We start from the raw sequence: 15,206 nt of genomic DNA, 5'->3' as shown, positions 1-15,206 counted from the left end.
TGCAGGAGGTGTTGAACATACTCAAATCAGAACGAAAACAGATTATATTGGAGCGAATACACTCTCAACAGTTTGTTCGGCTAGAGGAATTAATCGAAGTTCTTGATACATCTGAGTCTACTGTACGTAGGGATTTGGACGAGTTGGAAAACGAAGGTAAGCTTCGTCGTGTACACGGCGGTGCTGAAGCGCCAGGAAATTTGCAGCTCGAAGAGTCTATTCTAGAAAAATCTGTCAAAAACGTTCAAGAAAAACGAGAGATTGCGGAAAGAGCAGCTCGACAGATTGTTAACGGAGACGTAATTTTTTTAGATGCAGGTACAACAACCGGTGTACTGATTGATTATCTTCAGCAGGAAAATCTGACAGTCGTTACCAATTCTATTCACCACGCAGTGAGGCTAGTTGAACGCAAGATAAAAACAATCATTATAGGTGGTTTTGTTAAGCAATCAACAGATGCTTCCGTTGGAGCAGTAGCATTGGAACAAATTCGACAGCTCAATTTTGATAAGGCATTTCTGGGGATGAATGGTATTGATAAAAACTATTTTACAACGCCAGATATTGAAGAAGCGACCATCAAACGCACTATCATAGACAATGCCAAAGAAAGCTATGTTTTGGCAGATGCTTCTAAAATTGGTCAATTCTCCTTTGTTAAAGTTGCGGCAATCGAAAAATCCAACATTATCTGCCAATCTTCAGAAAGCAGTTTGTTGGACATCATAAAAGAGAAAACGAGGGTAATCGAGGTATGATTTATACAGTTACGCTCAATCCAGCGATTGACTATATCGTTCGTTTAGAACATGTCGAGACGGGCAGTGTCAATCGTATGGAGAGCGACGATAAGTATGCCGGCGGTAAGGGAATTAACGTTAGCCGTGTTTTGAAGCGCTTGGGCTATCCGAATACAGCAACGGGTTTCCTTGGGGGATTCACAGGTCAGTTCATCAAAGATGGATTGATTGCCGAAGGAATTGATACTGATTTTGTTCAGGTTGACCAAGATACACGGATTAACGTGAAAATCAAGGCCAATCAAGAGACAGAAATCAACGGATTGGGACCGATTGTGACAGATACACAATTGGCTGAATTAGAAATGGTTTTAGCAGGTTTGACCAAGGAAGACACAGTTGTTTTTGCAGGGTCTGCACCAGCTAGTCTTGGTAATGAAGTCTATAACAGACTGATTCCGGTGGCGAAAAAAGCAGGAGCGCAAGTTGTCTGTGATTTTGAAGGCCAAACACTTCTAGACTCATTAGCACACCAGCCACTCTTGGTTAAGCCAAACAATCATGAACTTGAAGCAATCTTCAACGTCGAGTTGAATGGCATTGCAGACATCGAGACCTATGCTAAGAAAATCTTAGATATGGGAGCTCAGAATGTTATCATTTCTATGGCAGGGGATGGGGCTTTGTTGGTCACTCCAGCAGCTACTTACTTTGCCAAACCAATCAAGGGAACAGTGAAAAATTCTGTCGGAGCTGGAGATTCCATGGTGGCAGGATTTACTGGCGAATACGTTCGCTCACAAGACCCAATCGAAGCCCTAAAATGGGGAGTTGCTTGCGGTACGGCAACAGCCTTTTCAGACGATTTGGCAAGTATCGAATTTATTAAGGAAACTTATGAAAAAGTTGAGGTAGAAACACTATGAAAATTCAAGATGTTTTGAGAAAAGATGTCATGTTGCTTGATTTGCAAGCGACAAGCAAGGAAGCAGTTATCGATGAAATGATTGCTAGTTTGGTTGATAAAGGTTATGTAACGGATTTTGAGGTATTCAAAACAGGTATCATGAACCGTGAAGCACAAACGACAACAGGTCTTGGGGATGGTATCGCAATGCCACATGCTAAGAATGCTGCTGTAAAAGAAGCGACTGTTCTCTTTGCAAAATCAAACAAGGGCGTTGACTACGCAAGTCTTGATGGTCAACCAACCGACTTGTTCTTCATGATTGCAGCTCCAGAAGGTGCTAACGATACCCACTTGTCAGCCCTTGCTGAATTGTCCAAATACTTGATGAAAGCTGGTTTTGCTGATAGACTTCGTGCGGCAACAAATCCTGAAGAAGTCATTGCAGTCTTCGATACCGCTGAAGCCGCAGATAAGGCAGTTGAAGAAGTGGTTGCATCACCAAGTGGTGACCGTCCATTTATCGTTGCTGTTACAGCATGTACAACAGGTATTGCTCACACTTACATGGCAGAAGAAGCACTTAAGAAACAAGCTGCTGAGATGGGGGTTGACATCAAGGTAGAAACCAACGGTGCTTCAGGTGTCGGAAACAAACTGACTGCTGAAGACATCAAGAATGCAGCAGGTGTTATCATCGCAGCAGATAAGGCTGTCGATATGCCTCGTTTCAATGGTAAACCATTGGTATCTCGTCCAGTTGCAGCTGGAATCAAACAACCAGAAGAATTAATTAACCTTATCTTGGAGGGTAAAGCATCAGCCTACACAGCGTCAGAAGGAGTAGCTACTGTGGAATCTTCAGAAAAACTCAGTCTTGGTAAAGCGTTCTATAAACACTTGATGAGCGGTGTTTCTCAAATGTTGCCATTCGTTATCGGTGGCGGTATCTTGATTGCTCTTGCCTTCCTATTCGATGGAGCTCTAGGTGTGCCACAAGACAGTCTTGGTAGTCTGGGTTCATACCATGAAATCGCAGCTATGTTCATGAAGATAGGTGGAGCAGCCTTTGGCTTCATGTTGCCACTTCTTGCAGGTTACATTGCTTACTCAATTGCTGAAAAACCAGGTTTGGTTGCAGGTTTCGTAGCTGGTGCAATCGCTAGTAGCGGTCTTGCGTTCGGTAAAATTCCTTACGCAGCTGGTGGTGAAGAAACGCTTGCTCTTGCAGGTGTATCATCTGGTTTCTTGGGTGCCCTTGTTGGTGGTTTCCTTGCTGGTGGTGTAGTGCTCGTTCTTCGCAACGCTTTGCGCAACCTTCCAAAATCACTTCAAGGTTTGAATGCTATCTTGCTCTTGCCACTTTTGGGAACAGCAATCACTGGTTTCTTGATGTTCTTCGTTAACATCCCAATGGCAGCTATCAACACAGGTATGAACAACTTCCTTGCAGGTCTTGAAGGTAGCTCTGCTATTCTCCTCGGCCTTGTCCTCGGTGGTATGATGGCAGTCGATATGGGTGGTCCAGTCAACAAGGCAGCTTATGTCTTCGGTACAGGTACACTTGCAGCAACTGTTGCAGATGGTGGTTCTGTTGCCATGGCAGCGGTAATGGCAGGTGGTATGGTTCCACCGTTGGCAGTATTCGTTGCAACCCTTCTTTTCAAAGACAAATTCACACAAGAAGAGCGTAACTCAGGTTTGACAAACATCGTTATGGGTCTTTCATTCATCACTGAAGGTGCGATTCCGTTTGGTGCTGCTGACCCAGCTCGTGCAATCCCAAGCTTTATCGCTGGTTCTGCCCTTGCAGGTGCCTTGGTTGGTTTGTCAGGCATTCAATTGATGGCTCCTCACGGTGGTATCTTCGTTATCGCTTTGACATCTAATCCATTGCTTTACATCGCCTATGTTTTGATCGGTGCGGTTGTATCAGGTATCCTTTACGGAGCACTTCGTAAAGCTAAATAATTTTGATTGAAACCTTGCTTCTGGCAAGGTTTTTTAGCTATTTCACGAGGATTATGGTATAATGTGAGTATTATTGTTATTAGAGGAGTCTTGAAATGGAAATCATTCGCGATAAAGAATTTGTCAATCAGTATCATTTTGATGCCCGCAATCACGCGTGGGAGAAAGAGAACGGAATTCCGGAAACAAAATTGAAAGTTGACTTTCAATTGATTGAGCAAAATCGTGCGGAAAATCGAACATCCATGATTACCATTTTGCGCTTTATGATTGTACTAGATCATTTTGTAATTTCAGGTGCCATGAGTCAGGCCGTTCACTTACCAAATCGATTGGTAGAAGAGCCAACTGAATTTACTGATGAAGAAAAACGTGTTTTGGTAGAGCCTCTTTTGGACATTTTAAAACGAATGACTTATGAGGTTACTGAAATCGCCTTTGATACACCGGGAGTGAATTTGGAGTTTTAATATGAAATTAGCAGTTATAACTGACTCATCGGCCGTTTTGAATGTTCAAAGTATTGAGCGGGATGACCTGTTTGTCCTAAGCATTCCAGTCAGCATCGATGGGGAAAATTATATCGAAGGGCAAAATTTGACGGTTGAAGAGTTTTATCAAAAAATGGCTTCATCGAAAGAATTACCTAAAACAAGTCAACCGAGTTTGATGGAACTAGAAGAAATTCTGGCTAAATTAACAGAAAAAGGTTATACACACGCACTTGGCTTATTCTTGTCATCAGGTATTTCAGGTTTTTATCAAAATATTCAATATTTGGCTGATGAATTTGAAGGATTAACCGTTGCCTTTCCAGATACCAAAATCACATCGGCTCCTTTGGGCATGATGGTGGAGAATGTCCTTAAATGGGCTGATGCAGGACTTAGTTTTGAAGAGATTACTGGGAAATTGGACCAAGAGATTGGCAAAACAACTGCCTTTATTATGGTTGATGACCTCAATCATTTGGTAAAAGGTGGTCGCTTGTCCAATGGTGCAGCCTTGCTTGGCAATCTTTTGAGCATCAAACCGATTCTGTATTTTACAGGTGAGGGTAAGATTGAAGTGTATGAAAAAGTTCGGACTGAGAAGAAAGCCATTAAGCGACTCTTGGAAATCCTCCAAGAACAAACCAAAGAAGGACAATATCAGATTGCTATTATTCACGCCAATGCACCTCAGAAGGCTGAAAACTTTAAACAGCAGTTGGAAGAAGCAGGTGTCGGTAGCGATTTACCAATCGTGTCATTTGGTTCAGTCATCGGTACGCACTTGGGAGAAGGAGCTGTAGCCTTTGGTATTTCTCCCATTATTGAATAGGAGTTTGCATGACAATTAAGGTAATTATCGCAGGATTTAAAGGAAAAATGGGTTCAACGGCTGTTGAGATGGTCAAAGGTGATGCAGAACTCAGTCTGGCTGCCTTGGTGGATCCATTTGCGACAGAAACAGAAGTGGACGGAGTTCCTGTTTTCAAGACCAAAGAAGAAGTTGCCAGCCTAGAAGCTGATGTCTGGGTGGATTTTACAACGCCAAAATTTGCCTATGAAAACACCCGCTTTGCCTTGGAAAATGGATTCGCACCTGTGGTTGGAACGACTGGATTTACTCCAGAAGAAATTGAAGAATTAACTGCCTTGTCTGCTGAGAAGGGTTTGGGTGGCTTGATTGCTCCTAACTTTGCTATTGGCGCCATCTTGCTCATGCAGTTCGCAGCACAGGCAGCCAAGTATTTCCCAAATCTTGAAATCATCGAACTACACCATGATAAGAAGAAGGATGCGCCGAGCGGAACAGCTGTCAAAACGGCCGAACTCATTTCCCAAGTCCGTCAGTCACAGACTCAAGGTGCAGCAGATGAAGAAGAACTGATTGCTGGTGCTCGTGGGGCAGAATTTGACGGCTTCCGTATCCATTCAGTACGCTTGCCAGGCCTTGTTGCCCATCAGGAAGTGATTTTTGGGGCACAGGGAGAAGGCTTGACCATCCGTCATGACTCTTACGATCGCATTTCCTTTATGGGCGGTGTCAACCTCGGCATTAAAGAGGTAGTCAAACGCTCACAACTCGTTTATGGTTTGGAACACTTATTATGAAATTAAACAATCTGCCTTCTGAGTTTCAGGAGGCTTTGCCGATTTTAGAGAAAATTAAAGCAGCTGGTTACGAGGCTTATTTCGTTGGCGGTTCCGTTCGTGATGCCATTCTCGGTAGGCCTATTCATGATGTCGATATTGCGACATCAAGCTACCCTCAGGAAACGAAACAAATCTTTTCACGGACTATTGATGTCGGAATTGAACACGGTACGGTGTTAGTGTTAGAGGGGAAAAAGGAATATGAAATTACCACCTTTCGGACAGAGGAGGAGTATGTCGACTTCCGTAGACCGAGCCAGGTTTCTTTTGTGCGTTCCTTAGAAGAAGATCTCAAACGTCGCGACTTCACGGTCAATGCCTTTGCCCTTGATGAAGAGGCTCAAATCGTTGACCTCTTTGATGGGATGACCGACTTAGAAAACCGCACCCTACGGGCTGTAGGCATCCCGGCTGAGCGTTTCAACGAAGACGCCCTCCGTATCATGCGTGGATTTCGCTTTGCGGCGACCTTGGACTTTGAGATTGAGCCGACGACCTTTACAGCTATGGTTGAAACCGCACCGCTCTTGGAAAAAATCTCTGTAGAACGCAGTTTTATCGAGTTTGATAAACTTTTGATGGCGGATTTTTGGCGAAAAGGCTTGCGCGCTATGATTAATTCCAAGGCTTATGATTTCTTGCCTGATTTAGCTGGAAAAAGTGATGAATTAGAGACCATGCTAACAAGCCTAACAGCAGAATTTCGCTTTTCGACTTCTGAACAAGCTTGGGCCATGCTCTTTGTCTGCCTAGGTATTGATAACATCAAGTCCTTCCTGAAAAAATGGAAAACCAGCAATGATTTCCAACGCAGCGTGGTCAAGTTGGTAGAGATTTATCAGCTTCTCCAAGCAGGACCTGTTACCAAGCAAATCTGTTTCAAGTATGGCAAAGAATTCTTGTACTTGGTAGAGGAACTCCGTCAAGCACAAGGTCTTGTTACAGATTTTGCAGCAATTGACAAGATTGACCAAGCCTTGACTATCCATGACAAGCATGAAATTGTTGTCAATGGTGGTCATCTGATGAAGGCATTTGACCTCAAACCTGGTCCAGTACTAGGAGAACTACTCAAAGAGGTGGAATTCCAGATTGTGGAAGGACAGCTGGAAAACGAAGAGCAAGCGATTATGACATTTGTGAAAGGAATTTTAGAGAATGAGTGATTTTATCGTTGAACACCTGACTAAATCTGTCGGAGATAAAACGGTCTTTGCTGATCTGTCTTTCATCATTCATCAGGGCGACCGAATCGGGATTATCGGGGTCAATGGTACAGGAAAGACGACTTTGTTGGATGTTCTGTCAGGTCGCATCGGTTTTGACGGAGACGTGTCGCCTTTTCGCACTAAAAATGCCTATAAAATTGCCTATCTGACCCAGGAACCTGATTTTGATGAAAGTAAGACGGTTTTAGACACCGTTCTTTCTTCTGACCTTCGTGAAACCCAGCTGATTCGTGAATACGAGCTGCTCTTATCTCATTACGATGAAGCCAGTCAAGCAAGACTGGAGAAAGTCATGGCAGAGATGGATTCTATCAATGCTTGGGAGATTGAAAGCCAGGTTAAAACAGTTCTTTCAAAACTAGGTCTAACAGACCTCAACAAAACTGTTGCTGAGTTATCAGGTGGTCTACGTAGACGAGTGCAATTGGCCCAAGTCCTCCTTGGCAATGCTGACTTGCTCTTGCTGGATGAACCGACCAACCACCTGGACATTGATACCATTGAGTGGTTGACGACTTTTTTGAAAAATACTAAAAAGTCTGTTCTCTTTATTACCCACGATCGCTATTTCTTGGACAATGTAGCCACACGGATTTTTGAATTGGACCGCGCCAGCTTGACCGAATATCAGGGAAATTACCAGGATTATGTTCGCTTAAAAGCGGAGCAGGACGAGCGAGATGCCGCCCTTCGCCATAAGAAAGAGCAGCTCTACAAACAAGAGCTGGCTTGGATGCGCAGACAACCTCAAGCTCGTGCTACCAAGCAGCAGGCCCGTATCAATCGTTTCCATGACCTCAAAGGCGATTTAGCCAACAAGATAGACGATAGCGAACTGGAAATCAATTTTGAAACCTCTCGTATCGGTAAAAAAGTCATTAACTTTGAAAATGTCAGTTTTTCCTATCCTGACAAGCCAATTTTAACGGACTTTAACCTGCTCATTCAAAACAAGGACCGCATCGGTATTGTTGGTGATAATGGTAAGGGAAAATCTACCTTACTCAATCTAATCGCAGGTGATTTGCAGGCAGACAGCGGTAAGGTAGATATTGGTGAAACCATCCGTATCGGTTATTTTTCTCAAACCATCAAGGGCTTGGATGAAAGCAAGCGGGTCATCAATTTCTTGCAGGAAGTGGCAGAAGAAGCTCAGACGACATCTGGTATGGTTTCTATCGCAGAACTCTTGGAGCAATTCCTCTTCCCACGTAATACCCACGGTACCCTGATTGAGAAATTATCAGGTGGGGAGAAGAAGCGGCTTTATTTGCTTAAGATTCTTTTGCAACGGCCCAATGTTCTCTTACTAGATGAGCCGACCAACGACTTGGACATAGCGACTCTGACAGTCTTGGAACATTTCTTGCAGGGCTTTACTGGTCCAGTCATTACCGTTAGTCACGACCGTTATTTCCTAGACAAGGTAGCCAATAAAATCTTGGCTTTCGAAGATAGCGGTATTGAAACCTTCTTTGGCAACTACACAGACTATCTGGATGAGAAGGCCTTTCTGGCTTCCAGCTCTGCCATTTCCTTGGAAAAACCAAAGGAGAAAACCGAGAAGGTCAAAGAGAACAAGAAGCGGATGTCCTATTTTGAGAAGCAGGAATGGGCAACCATCGAAGAGGATATTGCTGGCTTGGAGGAGCGGATTGCGGAAATCGAGGCGGAAATGCTAACCTGTGGCAGTGATTTTACAAAATTGTCCGATTTGCAGAAGGAATTGGATGAGAAAAACGACCTGCTCTTGGAAAAATATGAGCGGTATGAGTATCTGAGCGAACTGGAGGGCTAGATGAAAGTTCTTGTCATGTCATATATGGTCATCTATCTCGTGGTGACCTTGGGAGCGGCGTTGTTTAGCTATTTAAAGACCAAAAAAATGAATACATTGCGCTTGGTGTTAACGGTCTTATCCATGCTCTTGCTGGCTGTCACGCTTTATTTTTATAGTCAGTCTTATCACGACTTGCAGATGGTGGGGTTTGCTCTAGGATTTACCTTTATTTCTACTCTTTTTCTCTATAATGGAACGAAAGAAGGTAGTAATTTTACAACAGTTATGCTCTTTTCCGTTGGAAGGTTTATCTTACATATTCAATTTTTAATTTTGCTCTATCTCTTTCGATAGAGCAGTTTATTTTTATCCGTACAAATTTTTGAAAAGGCTTTACGCAAACCTTTGCATTGTGTTATAATAAAGAAAATACATTTGAGGTGATGATTATGTCTAAAAAAATTATCGGTATTGACTTGGGTGGTACATCTGTTAAATTGGCCATTTTGACGACTGATGGTGAGATTCAAGAAAAATGGTCTATCAAGACAAATATTTTGGATGAAGGAAGTCACATTGTTCCTGATATTATTGACAGTATTCAACATCGATTTGAAACTCATGGTTTGACAAAGGATGATTTCTTGGGTGTTGGTATGGGGTCTCCAGGTGTCGTTGATAGCGAAGCTGGTACTGTTATCGGTGCCTATAACCTCAACTGGAAAACCTTGCAATTGGTTAAAGAGCAGTTTGAATCTGCCCTTGGTTTGCCATTCTTTATCGACAATGATGCAAACGTAGCGGCCCTTGGTGAGCAATGGGTTGGTGCTGGAAACAACAATCCAAACGTTGTCTTTATGACGCTTGGTACAGGTGTCGGCGGTGGTGTCATCGCTGCTGGAAACTTGATTCGTGGGGTCAAAGGTGCTGGTGGTGAATTGGGCCATATCACAGTTGACTTTGATGAGCCATTTGCATGTACTTGTGGTAAGAAAGGTTGTCTAGAAACAGTTGCTTCAGCAACAGGTATTGTCAATCTCAGCCGTCGCTATGCTGATCAATACGCTGGCGATGCAAAACTGAAACAAATGATTGACGATGGGCAAGATGTAACGGCTAAGGATGTCTTTGATTTGGCAAAAGAAGGCGATGATTTGGCTTTGATTGTCTACCGTCACTTCTCAGAATACCTAGGTGTTGCTTGTGCAAACATTGCTGCAGTCCTCAATCCTGCCTACATCGTTCTGGGTGGCGGTGTATCAGCTGCAGGAGAGTTTTTATTGGATGGTGTTCGCAAGGTCTTTGCTGAAAATAGCTTCCCACAAATCAAGGAAAGCACACAAATTGTCTTGGCAACACGTGGTAATGATGCAGGTGTATTGGGCGCAGCATCACTCGTCTTGAAATAATCGTTAAAAGCAGAGTTCCCTCTGCTTTTTTAAAATACGCCGTCACAATTTCTTTATATACATATATTGAAAAATGTAGTGTTTAAGCGTACAATGAAAGTGTAAAGAGAAAGGAGTGTCACCTTATGAAACAGGTAAACATGTCTAAAATAATCAACTATCTGACCATTCTTGGTTTATTGATTTTGTTATCTGCCTTTTTCCTTGATAACTGGATTCGTGACTGGTTTTTCCCGTCTAGCTGGGGAAACGTAGCAACCATGTTGATTCTCCCTCTACTGGGGACTCTAATTCTTATACTATCTATCTATTATAAAAAATTGTGGACTGGTTTGATTAGTATCTTCTTAATGATCTCATTTCCTCTGATATTCGGTATTGGCTACTTTATATTTGGCCCCTAGAAGGAGCAGTTATGAACCTGGCTTTACTAAAAAGATTAAATCTAGTTTTGTATGGTATCGAAATTTTTCTCATCGTCATGCTATTTTTACCAATAGGCCAATGGTTTGATATTGTAAATGTGAATTTTAAACTAACATTTTTCATCATTCCCTTTTTCGGTCTCGCTAGTTTACCAACGGCTATTTACACTAAAAATGTTCGTCAGATATTGTTAAGTGTTCTCTTGGTTGCCTTGTATTTTATATTGTTCAGCCTAGTAACTGCCCTTTCTGGTCTGTTTCAGCTCAACCTCTACCCCTTGCTATATAAATGAGAACTCCAGTGCAAACTGGAGTTTTTTATCAGAACATGCTATACTAAACTCATGACTAAAGCAGATATTATTTTTAAAGAAAACATTCGTAAGATTATGGAAGAGGGCGTTTTTTCAGAAAATGCTCGTCCACGTTACAAGGATGGAAATGTAGCTAATTCCAAGTACGTTACAGGCGCCTTTGCTGAATATGATTTGTCTAAGGGCGCGTTTCCTATTACAACACTTAGACCTATTCCAATTAAGTCGGCCATCAAGGAAATTCTCTGGATTTACCAAGACCAGACCAATGATTTGTCGGTTTTACAGGAAAAATACGGTGTCCAGTATTGGAATGATTGGGAAGTTGAGGGAACTGGCACAATCGGTGAACGTTACGGTGCTATTGTGAAAAAACATGACATCATTTCCAAGATTCTCAAACAATTGGAGGAAAATCCATGGAATCGCCGCAATGTGATTTCTTTGTGGGATTATGAAGCGTTTGACCAATCTGCAGGTCTCTTACCGTGTGCCTTTCAGACTATGTTTGACGTTCGACGAGTGGATGGGGAGATTTACCTGGATGCAACTCTAACTCAGCGGTCAAATGATATGCTAGTAGCCCATCATATCAACGCTATGCAGTATGTAGCCCTTCAGATGATGATTGCTAAACATTTTGGCTGGAAGGTTGGGAAGTTTTTCTATTTCATCAACAATCTTCACATCTATGACAATCAGTTTGAACAAGCTGAAGAATTGCTCCGTCGTACACCATCTGAAGTAGAGCCTCGTTTGGTCTTGAACGTCCCAGACGGAACAAACTTTTTTGATATTAAAGCAGAAGATTTTGAGTTGGTGGACTATGAGCCGGTTAAGCCGCAGTTAAAATTCGATCTAGCAATTTAACTGGATTAGCAGTGAAGAACTTCGTTCTTTTACCTCGCTTCTTTATTTTTAGGCTCGGGCTGAAACAGTTCCCCGACCTGTTTCACTTCCAACCTTCAACAGTCTATACTCAGACTTTCGAAGCCAGTTAAACCGCAACTCAAATTTGACTTGGCGATTTAAGATGAGGGGGCTTTCCAGCATCAGCGAGATTCACATTCTACGAATCTCGGAATCTTCCCTATCTCTGAGGAGTCGGTGATAGTTTCAGCATGATAAAAATTTGCACTAGACCTACTTGGTAAGTGCATTTTTCATGTTTTTTTGATAGAATGATAGGACGGAAAGTGAGAGAAAATGACTAAAAAGATTGTTGCCATTTGGGCTCAAGATGAAAATGGATTGATTGGAAAAGGCGATAGACTTCCTTGGTCATTGCCAGCTGACTTAGCTCATTTCAAAGAAACGACAACAGGTCACACGATGGTGATGGGACGTATAACCTTCGACGGCATGGGTAAACGTGCTCTTCCCAATCGTCACACCATCGTTTTGACAACGGATAAAACCTATCAACTAGAGAGTGAACGTGTTACCATTTTACACAGTGTGGAAGATGTCCTAGATTGGTATAACAAACAGGAGCAGACACTATTTGTGATTGGTGGGGGACAAATTTTTACTGCCTTTGCACCTTACATTGAAACATTAATAGTGACAGATATTCACGGTCAATTTAATGGCGATGTGTATTTTCCGAAAGCATTTCCTATGGAGAAATTTCAGCTACAAAGCGCCAATTTACGTCCAAAAGACGAGAAAAACCCGTATGATTTTACAATAAAAACCTATGAAAGAAGAGATGGTTAGGCATGGAGAGAAGTTTATTCGGTTTATTTACAGCATTTCTCTGTGGGATTTGTGTTCTTTGTGCGATTCAAGCCTTTCGGAAGAAACGTTTTGGTTTAGCAATTTTATTTTTACTGAATGCTTTTACCAATCTGGTCAATAGTATTCATGCTATTTATGGATTTTTATTTAGATAAGAGATATGAAAGAGGAAACACATGGCTGTTAAGCATACACATGAGCTAATCTATTGCTCATTTTGCGGAAAAAATCAAGAAGAAGTTAAAAAAATTATCGCTGGAAACAATGTCTTCATTTGTAATGAATGCGTGGAACTAGCACAGGAAATCATTCGTGAGGAACTGGCAGAAGAAGTTTTGACAGACTTAGCCGATACGCCAAAGCCACAAGAATTACTCAATATCCTGAACAACTATGTCATCGGACAGGATCGTGCAAAACGTGCTTTAGCAGTAGCCGTTTACAACCACTACAAACGTATCAATTTCCAGGATAGCCGTGATGAGAACGATGTTGATTTGCAAAAGTCAAATATCCTTATGATTGGTCCGACTGGTTCAGGAAAAACCTTCCTAGCACAGACCTTGGCTAAAAGTTTGAATGTCCCGTTTGCTATTGCTGATGCGACCGCTCTTACTGAGGCGGGTTATGTTGGTGAAGACGTAGAAAATATCCTCCTCAAACTTTTGCAGGCTGCAGACTTTAACATCGACCGTGCAGAAAGAGGAATTATCTATGTGGATGAAATTGATAAAATTGCCAAAAAAGGTGAAAATGTGTCCATTACCCGCGATGTATCTGGTGAAGGTGTCCAGCAAGCTCTCCTAAAAATTATCGAGGGAACTGTGGCCAGCGTACCACCACAAGGCGGACGCAAACATCCAAACCAAGAAATGATTCACGTGGACACCAAAAATATCCTGTTTATCGTTGGCGGTGCATTTGATGGTATCGAAGAAATCGTCAAACAGCGTCTCGGTGAAAAAATCATCGGTTTTGGTCATAATAATCGTGCTATTGATGAAAAAGAATCATACATGCAACATATCATTGCAGACGATATTCAAAAATTCGGTATCATTCCAGAGTTGATTGGTCGCTTGCCTGTATTCGCAGCTTTGGACCAATTGACAACAGAGGATTTGGTACGTATTTTGACGGAACCGAAGAATGCTCTTGTAAAACAATATCAGACACTCTTGTCTTATGATGACGTGGAGCTTGACTTTGATGAGGACGCCTTGTTAGCAATTGCAGAAAAAGCAATTGAACGTAAGACTGGCGCTCGTGGACTTCGTTCCATCATTGAAGAAACGATGTTGGATGTCATGTTTGAGGTGCCAGGCCAAGATAACGTTAAACGTGTTCGTGTAACAAAAGCAGCAGTAGACGGTAAGGAAAAACCTTTACTAGAAACTGCTTAAAAATAAAGGGTAGAAACTGATTGATTTCTACCCTTATTTATGAAAGGTATAAAATGGAAATCAACACACATAATGCTGAGATTTTGCTCAGTGCTGTTTCAAAAGCCCAGTATCCTGGCGATGACATTCCAGAAATTGCCCTTGCCGGGCGATCTAACGTTGGAAAGTCCTCATTTATTAATACTCTTCTAGGAAGAAAAAATCTTGCACGTACGTCAGGAAAACCAGGAAAGACTCAACAACTCAATTTTTATAATATAGATGATAAAATTCGATTTGTAGATGTTCCAGGTTATGGCTATGCTAAAGTATCCAAAACTGAGCGTGCTAAGTGGGGCAAAATGATTGAAGAGTATTTGACAACACGAGAGAATCTACGTGTTGTTGTAAGTTTAGTAGACATGCGTCATGAGCCATCAGCAGATGATGTTCAAATGTATGATTTCTTGAAATATTATGAAATTCCTGTTATTATTGTGGCAACGAAGGCTGATAAAATCCCACGAGGAAAGTGGAATAAGCACGAATCGATGATTAAAAAGAAATTGGATTTTGATAAAAATGATCAATTCGTTATCTTTTCTTCTGAGACTCGTCACGGATACGATCAGGCATGGGATGCTATCTTAAGTAACATCTAATAAACAGTTCAGGAGAAAAATCATGGAACGTACTTTCATCATCATCAAACCAGATGCTCTTAAGCGTGGACTTGCGGGACAAATTCTTTCACGTATCGAACGCAGGGGATTTCAAATCCAAGATTTAAAAATGGTTACAGCGACAGAAGAGCTAATCAGTCAACATTATGATCATTTGACAGATAAACCTTTCTTCCCGCAATTAGTACAATATATGACGAGCGGGCCGATGATAGCTGGCATTATAGAAGGGCCAGAAGTTATCAAATCTTGGCGAGATATGATGGGAGCTACCAATCCAGTAAACGCCCGACCTGGGACTATTCGTGGAGAATTTGCGACAGCGCCCGTTGAGGGAATTGTGGCAAATGTCGTTCATGGCTCAGATAGTGCAGAAGCAGCCGAACGCGAGATCGGTCTTTGGCTGGGAAAATAGCAGAGCAGACACCTAGTTTTCTAGGTGTTTTTCTTATGGAAAATTATCACTAAATCTGATATAATGA

At 42.1% G+C, this 15,206-nt stretch carries 17 protein-coding genes; all 17 read left to right on the top strand.

What is annotated here, in order from left to right:
* Nucleotides 1-11 precede the first annotated feature (11 nt).
* The gene (locus GPW69_RS05425; RefSeq protein ID WP_014637965.1) at nt 12-761 is read left to right on the top strand and encodes a DeoR/GlpR family DNA-binding transcription regulator; all 750 of its coding nucleotides are present in this window, start codon (nt 12-14) and stop codon (nt 759-761) included.
* Nucleotides 758-1,669 (top strand): 1-phosphofructokinase, encoded by a 912-nt coding sequence (gene pfkB, locus GPW69_RS05420; RefSeq protein ID WP_074391146.1) that lies wholly within the window; start codon nt 758-760, stop codon nt 1,667-1,669. Before GPW69_RS05425 ends, pfkB begins: the two co-directional genes overlap by 4 nt.
* Complete coding sequence (locus GPW69_RS05415) at nt 1,666-3,621, top strand: PTS fructose transporter subunit IIABC (RefSeq protein WP_074391145.1); 1,956 nt, start codon at nt 1,666-1,668, stop codon at nt 3,619-3,621. The genes pfkB and GPW69_RS05415 overlap by 4 nt, the downstream gene beginning before the upstream one ends.
* 95 nt (nt 3,622-3,716) lie before the next feature.
* Nucleotides 3,717-4,091 carry a DUF1149 family protein gene (locus GPW69_RS05410; protein ID WP_074391144.1) on the top strand — a complete coding sequence of 125 codons (375 nt, stop codon included), beginning with the start codon at nt 3,717-3,719 and terminating at the stop codon, nt 4,089-4,091.
* Nucleotide 4,092: 1 nt separating this feature from the next.
* The gene (locus GPW69_RS05405; RefSeq protein WP_014637961.1) at nt 4,093-4,944 is read left to right on the top strand and encodes a DegV family protein; all 852 of its coding nucleotides are present in this window, start codon (nt 4,093-4,095) and stop codon (nt 4,942-4,944) included.
* A gap of 8 nt (nt 4,945-4,952) precedes the next feature.
* Entirely contained in the window at nt 4,953-5,720 is a 768-nt protein-coding gene (gene dapB, locus GPW69_RS05400; protein ID WP_015646867.1) for a 4-hydroxy-tetrahydrodipicolinate reductase, read from the top strand.
* The gene (locus GPW69_RS05395; protein ID WP_074391143.1) at nt 5,717-6,928 is read left to right on the top strand and encodes a CCA tRNA nucleotidyltransferase; all 1,212 of its coding nucleotides are present in this window, start codon (nt 5,717-5,719) and stop codon (nt 6,926-6,928) included. Before dapB ends, GPW69_RS05395 begins: the two co-directional genes overlap by 4 nt.
* Nucleotides 6,921-8,789: an ABC-F family ATP-binding cassette domain-containing protein gene (locus tag GPW69_RS05390; protein ID WP_074391142.1), complete on the top strand. Its 1,869-nt coding sequence runs from the start codon at nt 6,921-6,923 to the stop codon at nt 8,787-8,789. Before GPW69_RS05395 ends, GPW69_RS05390 begins: the two co-directional genes overlap by 8 nt.
* Nucleotides 8,790-9,125 carry a hypothetical protein gene (locus tag GPW69_RS05385; protein ID WP_044674984.1) on the top strand — a complete coding sequence of 112 codons (336 nt, stop codon included), beginning with the start codon at nt 8,790-8,792 and terminating at the stop codon, nt 9,123-9,125.
* A gap of 95 nt (nt 9,126-9,220) precedes the next feature.
* Nucleotides 9,221-10,180 (top strand): ROK family glucokinase, encoded by a 960-nt coding sequence (locus tag GPW69_RS05380; protein WP_044674985.1) that lies wholly within the window; start codon nt 9,221-9,223, stop codon nt 10,178-10,180.
* Between the two features lie 125 nt (nt 10,181-10,305).
* Complete coding sequence (locus GPW69_RS05375; RefSeq protein ID WP_002934968.1) at nt 10,306-10,584, top strand: hypothetical protein; 279 nt, start codon at nt 10,306-10,308, stop codon at nt 10,582-10,584.
* Nucleotides 10,585-10,595: 11 nt separating this feature from the next.
* A complete protein-coding gene (locus tag GPW69_RS05370) occupies nt 10,596-10,898 on the top strand; it encodes a hypothetical protein (RefSeq protein WP_029752306.1) in 303 nt (100 codons plus the stop codon).
* A 51-nt stretch (nt 10,899-10,949) separates the two neighbouring features.
* Complete coding sequence (locus GPW69_RS05365) at nt 10,950-11,789, top strand: thymidylate synthase (RefSeq protein ID WP_029177460.1); 840 nt, start codon at nt 10,950-10,952, stop codon at nt 11,787-11,789.
* 336 nt (nt 11,790-12,125) lie between these two features.
* Nucleotides 12,126-12,638: a dihydrofolate reductase gene (locus GPW69_RS05360; RefSeq protein ID WP_024405715.1), complete on the top strand. Its 513-nt coding sequence runs from the start codon at nt 12,126-12,128 to the stop codon at nt 12,636-12,638.
* A gap of 197 nt (nt 12,639-12,835) precedes the next feature.
* Nucleotides 12,836-14,062, top strand: a complete 1,227-nt coding sequence (clpX, locus tag GPW69_RS05350) for an ATP-dependent Clp protease ATP-binding subunit ClpX (RefSeq protein WP_002934974.1) — start codon at nt 12,836-12,838, stop codon at nt 14,060-14,062.
* 53 nt (nt 14,063-14,115) lie between these two features.
* Nucleotides 14,116-14,703 carry a ribosome biogenesis GTP-binding protein YihA/YsxC gene (gene yihA / locus GPW69_RS05345; protein WP_014638915.1) on the top strand — a complete coding sequence of 196 codons (588 nt, stop codon included), beginning with the start codon at nt 14,116-14,118 and terminating at the stop codon, nt 14,701-14,703.
* Nucleotides 14,704-14,725: 22 nt separating this feature from the next.
* Nucleotides 14,726-15,139: a nucleoside-diphosphate kinase gene (ndk, locus tag GPW69_RS05340; RefSeq protein ID WP_074391141.1), complete on the top strand. Its 414-nt coding sequence runs from the start codon at nt 14,726-14,728 to the stop codon at nt 15,137-15,139.
* Nucleotides 15,140-15,206: the final 67 nt, after the last annotated feature.

The organism is Streptococcus suis (assembly GCF_902702775.1).
Taxonomy (GTDB): domain Bacteria; phylum Bacillota; class Bacilli; order Lactobacillales; family Streptococcaceae; genus Streptococcus; species Streptococcus hashimotonensis.
Note: the sequence above shows the minus strand (reverse complement) of the source record. Positions and strands in the feature narration are given on the sequence as shown.

Bases quoted from the DNA above. Each gene is read 5' to 3' on its own strand.
- yihA (WP_014638915.1), top strand. From the start codon at position 14,116: ATGGAAATCAACACACATAATGCTGAGATTTTGCTCAGTGCTGTTTCA.
- GPW69_RS05375 (WP_002934968.1), top strand. From the start codon at position 10,306: ATGAAACAGGTAAACATGTCTAAAATAATCAACTATCTGACCATTCTT.
- GPW69_RS05385 (WP_044674984.1), top strand. From the start codon at position 8,790: ATGAAAGTTCTTGTCATGTCATATATGGTCATCTATCTCGTGGTGACC.
- GPW69_RS05365 (WP_029177460.1), top strand. From the start codon at position 10,950: ATGACTAAAGCAGATATTATTTTTAAAGAAAACATTCGTAAGATTATG.
- dapB (WP_015646867.1), top strand. From the start codon at position 4,953: ATGACAATTAAGGTAATTATCGCAGGATTTAAAGGAAAAATGGGTTCA.
- ndk (WP_074391141.1), top strand. From the start codon at position 14,726: ATGGAACGTACTTTCATCATCATCAAACCAGATGCTCTTAAGCGTGGA.
- GPW69_RS05390 (WP_074391142.1), top strand. From the start codon at position 6,921: ATGAGTGATTTTATCGTTGAACACCTGACTAAATCTGTCGGAGATAAA.
- GPW69_RS05410 (WP_074391144.1), top strand. From the start codon at position 3,717: ATGGAAATCATTCGCGATAAAGAATTTGTCAATCAGTATCATTTTGAT.
- GPW69_RS05370 (WP_029752306.1), top strand. From the start codon at position 10,596: ATGAACCTGGCTTTACTAAAAAGATTAAATCTAGTTTTGTATGGTATC.
- pfkB (WP_074391146.1), top strand. From the start codon at position 758: ATGATTTATACAGTTACGCTCAATCCAGCGATTGACTATATCGTTCGT.
- GPW69_RS05405 (WP_014637961.1), top strand. From the start codon at position 4,093: ATGAAATTAGCAGTTATAACTGACTCATCGGCCGTTTTGAATGTTCAA.
- clpX (WP_002934974.1), top strand. From the start codon at position 12,836: ATGGCTGTTAAGCATACACATGAGCTAATCTATTGCTCATTTTGCGGA.
- GPW69_RS05360 (WP_024405715.1), top strand. From the start codon at position 12,126: ATGACTAAAAAGATTGTTGCCATTTGGGCTCAAGATGAAAATGGATTG.
- GPW69_RS05380 (WP_044674985.1), top strand. From the start codon at position 9,221: ATGTCTAAAAAAATTATCGGTATTGACTTGGGTGGTACATCTGTTAAA.
- GPW69_RS05415 (WP_074391145.1), top strand. From the start codon at position 1,666: ATGAAAATTCAAGATGTTTTGAGAAAAGATGTCATGTTGCTTGATTTG.
- GPW69_RS05395 (WP_074391143.1), top strand. From the start codon at position 5,717: ATGAAATTAAACAATCTGCCTTCTGAGTTTCAGGAGGCTTTGCCGATT.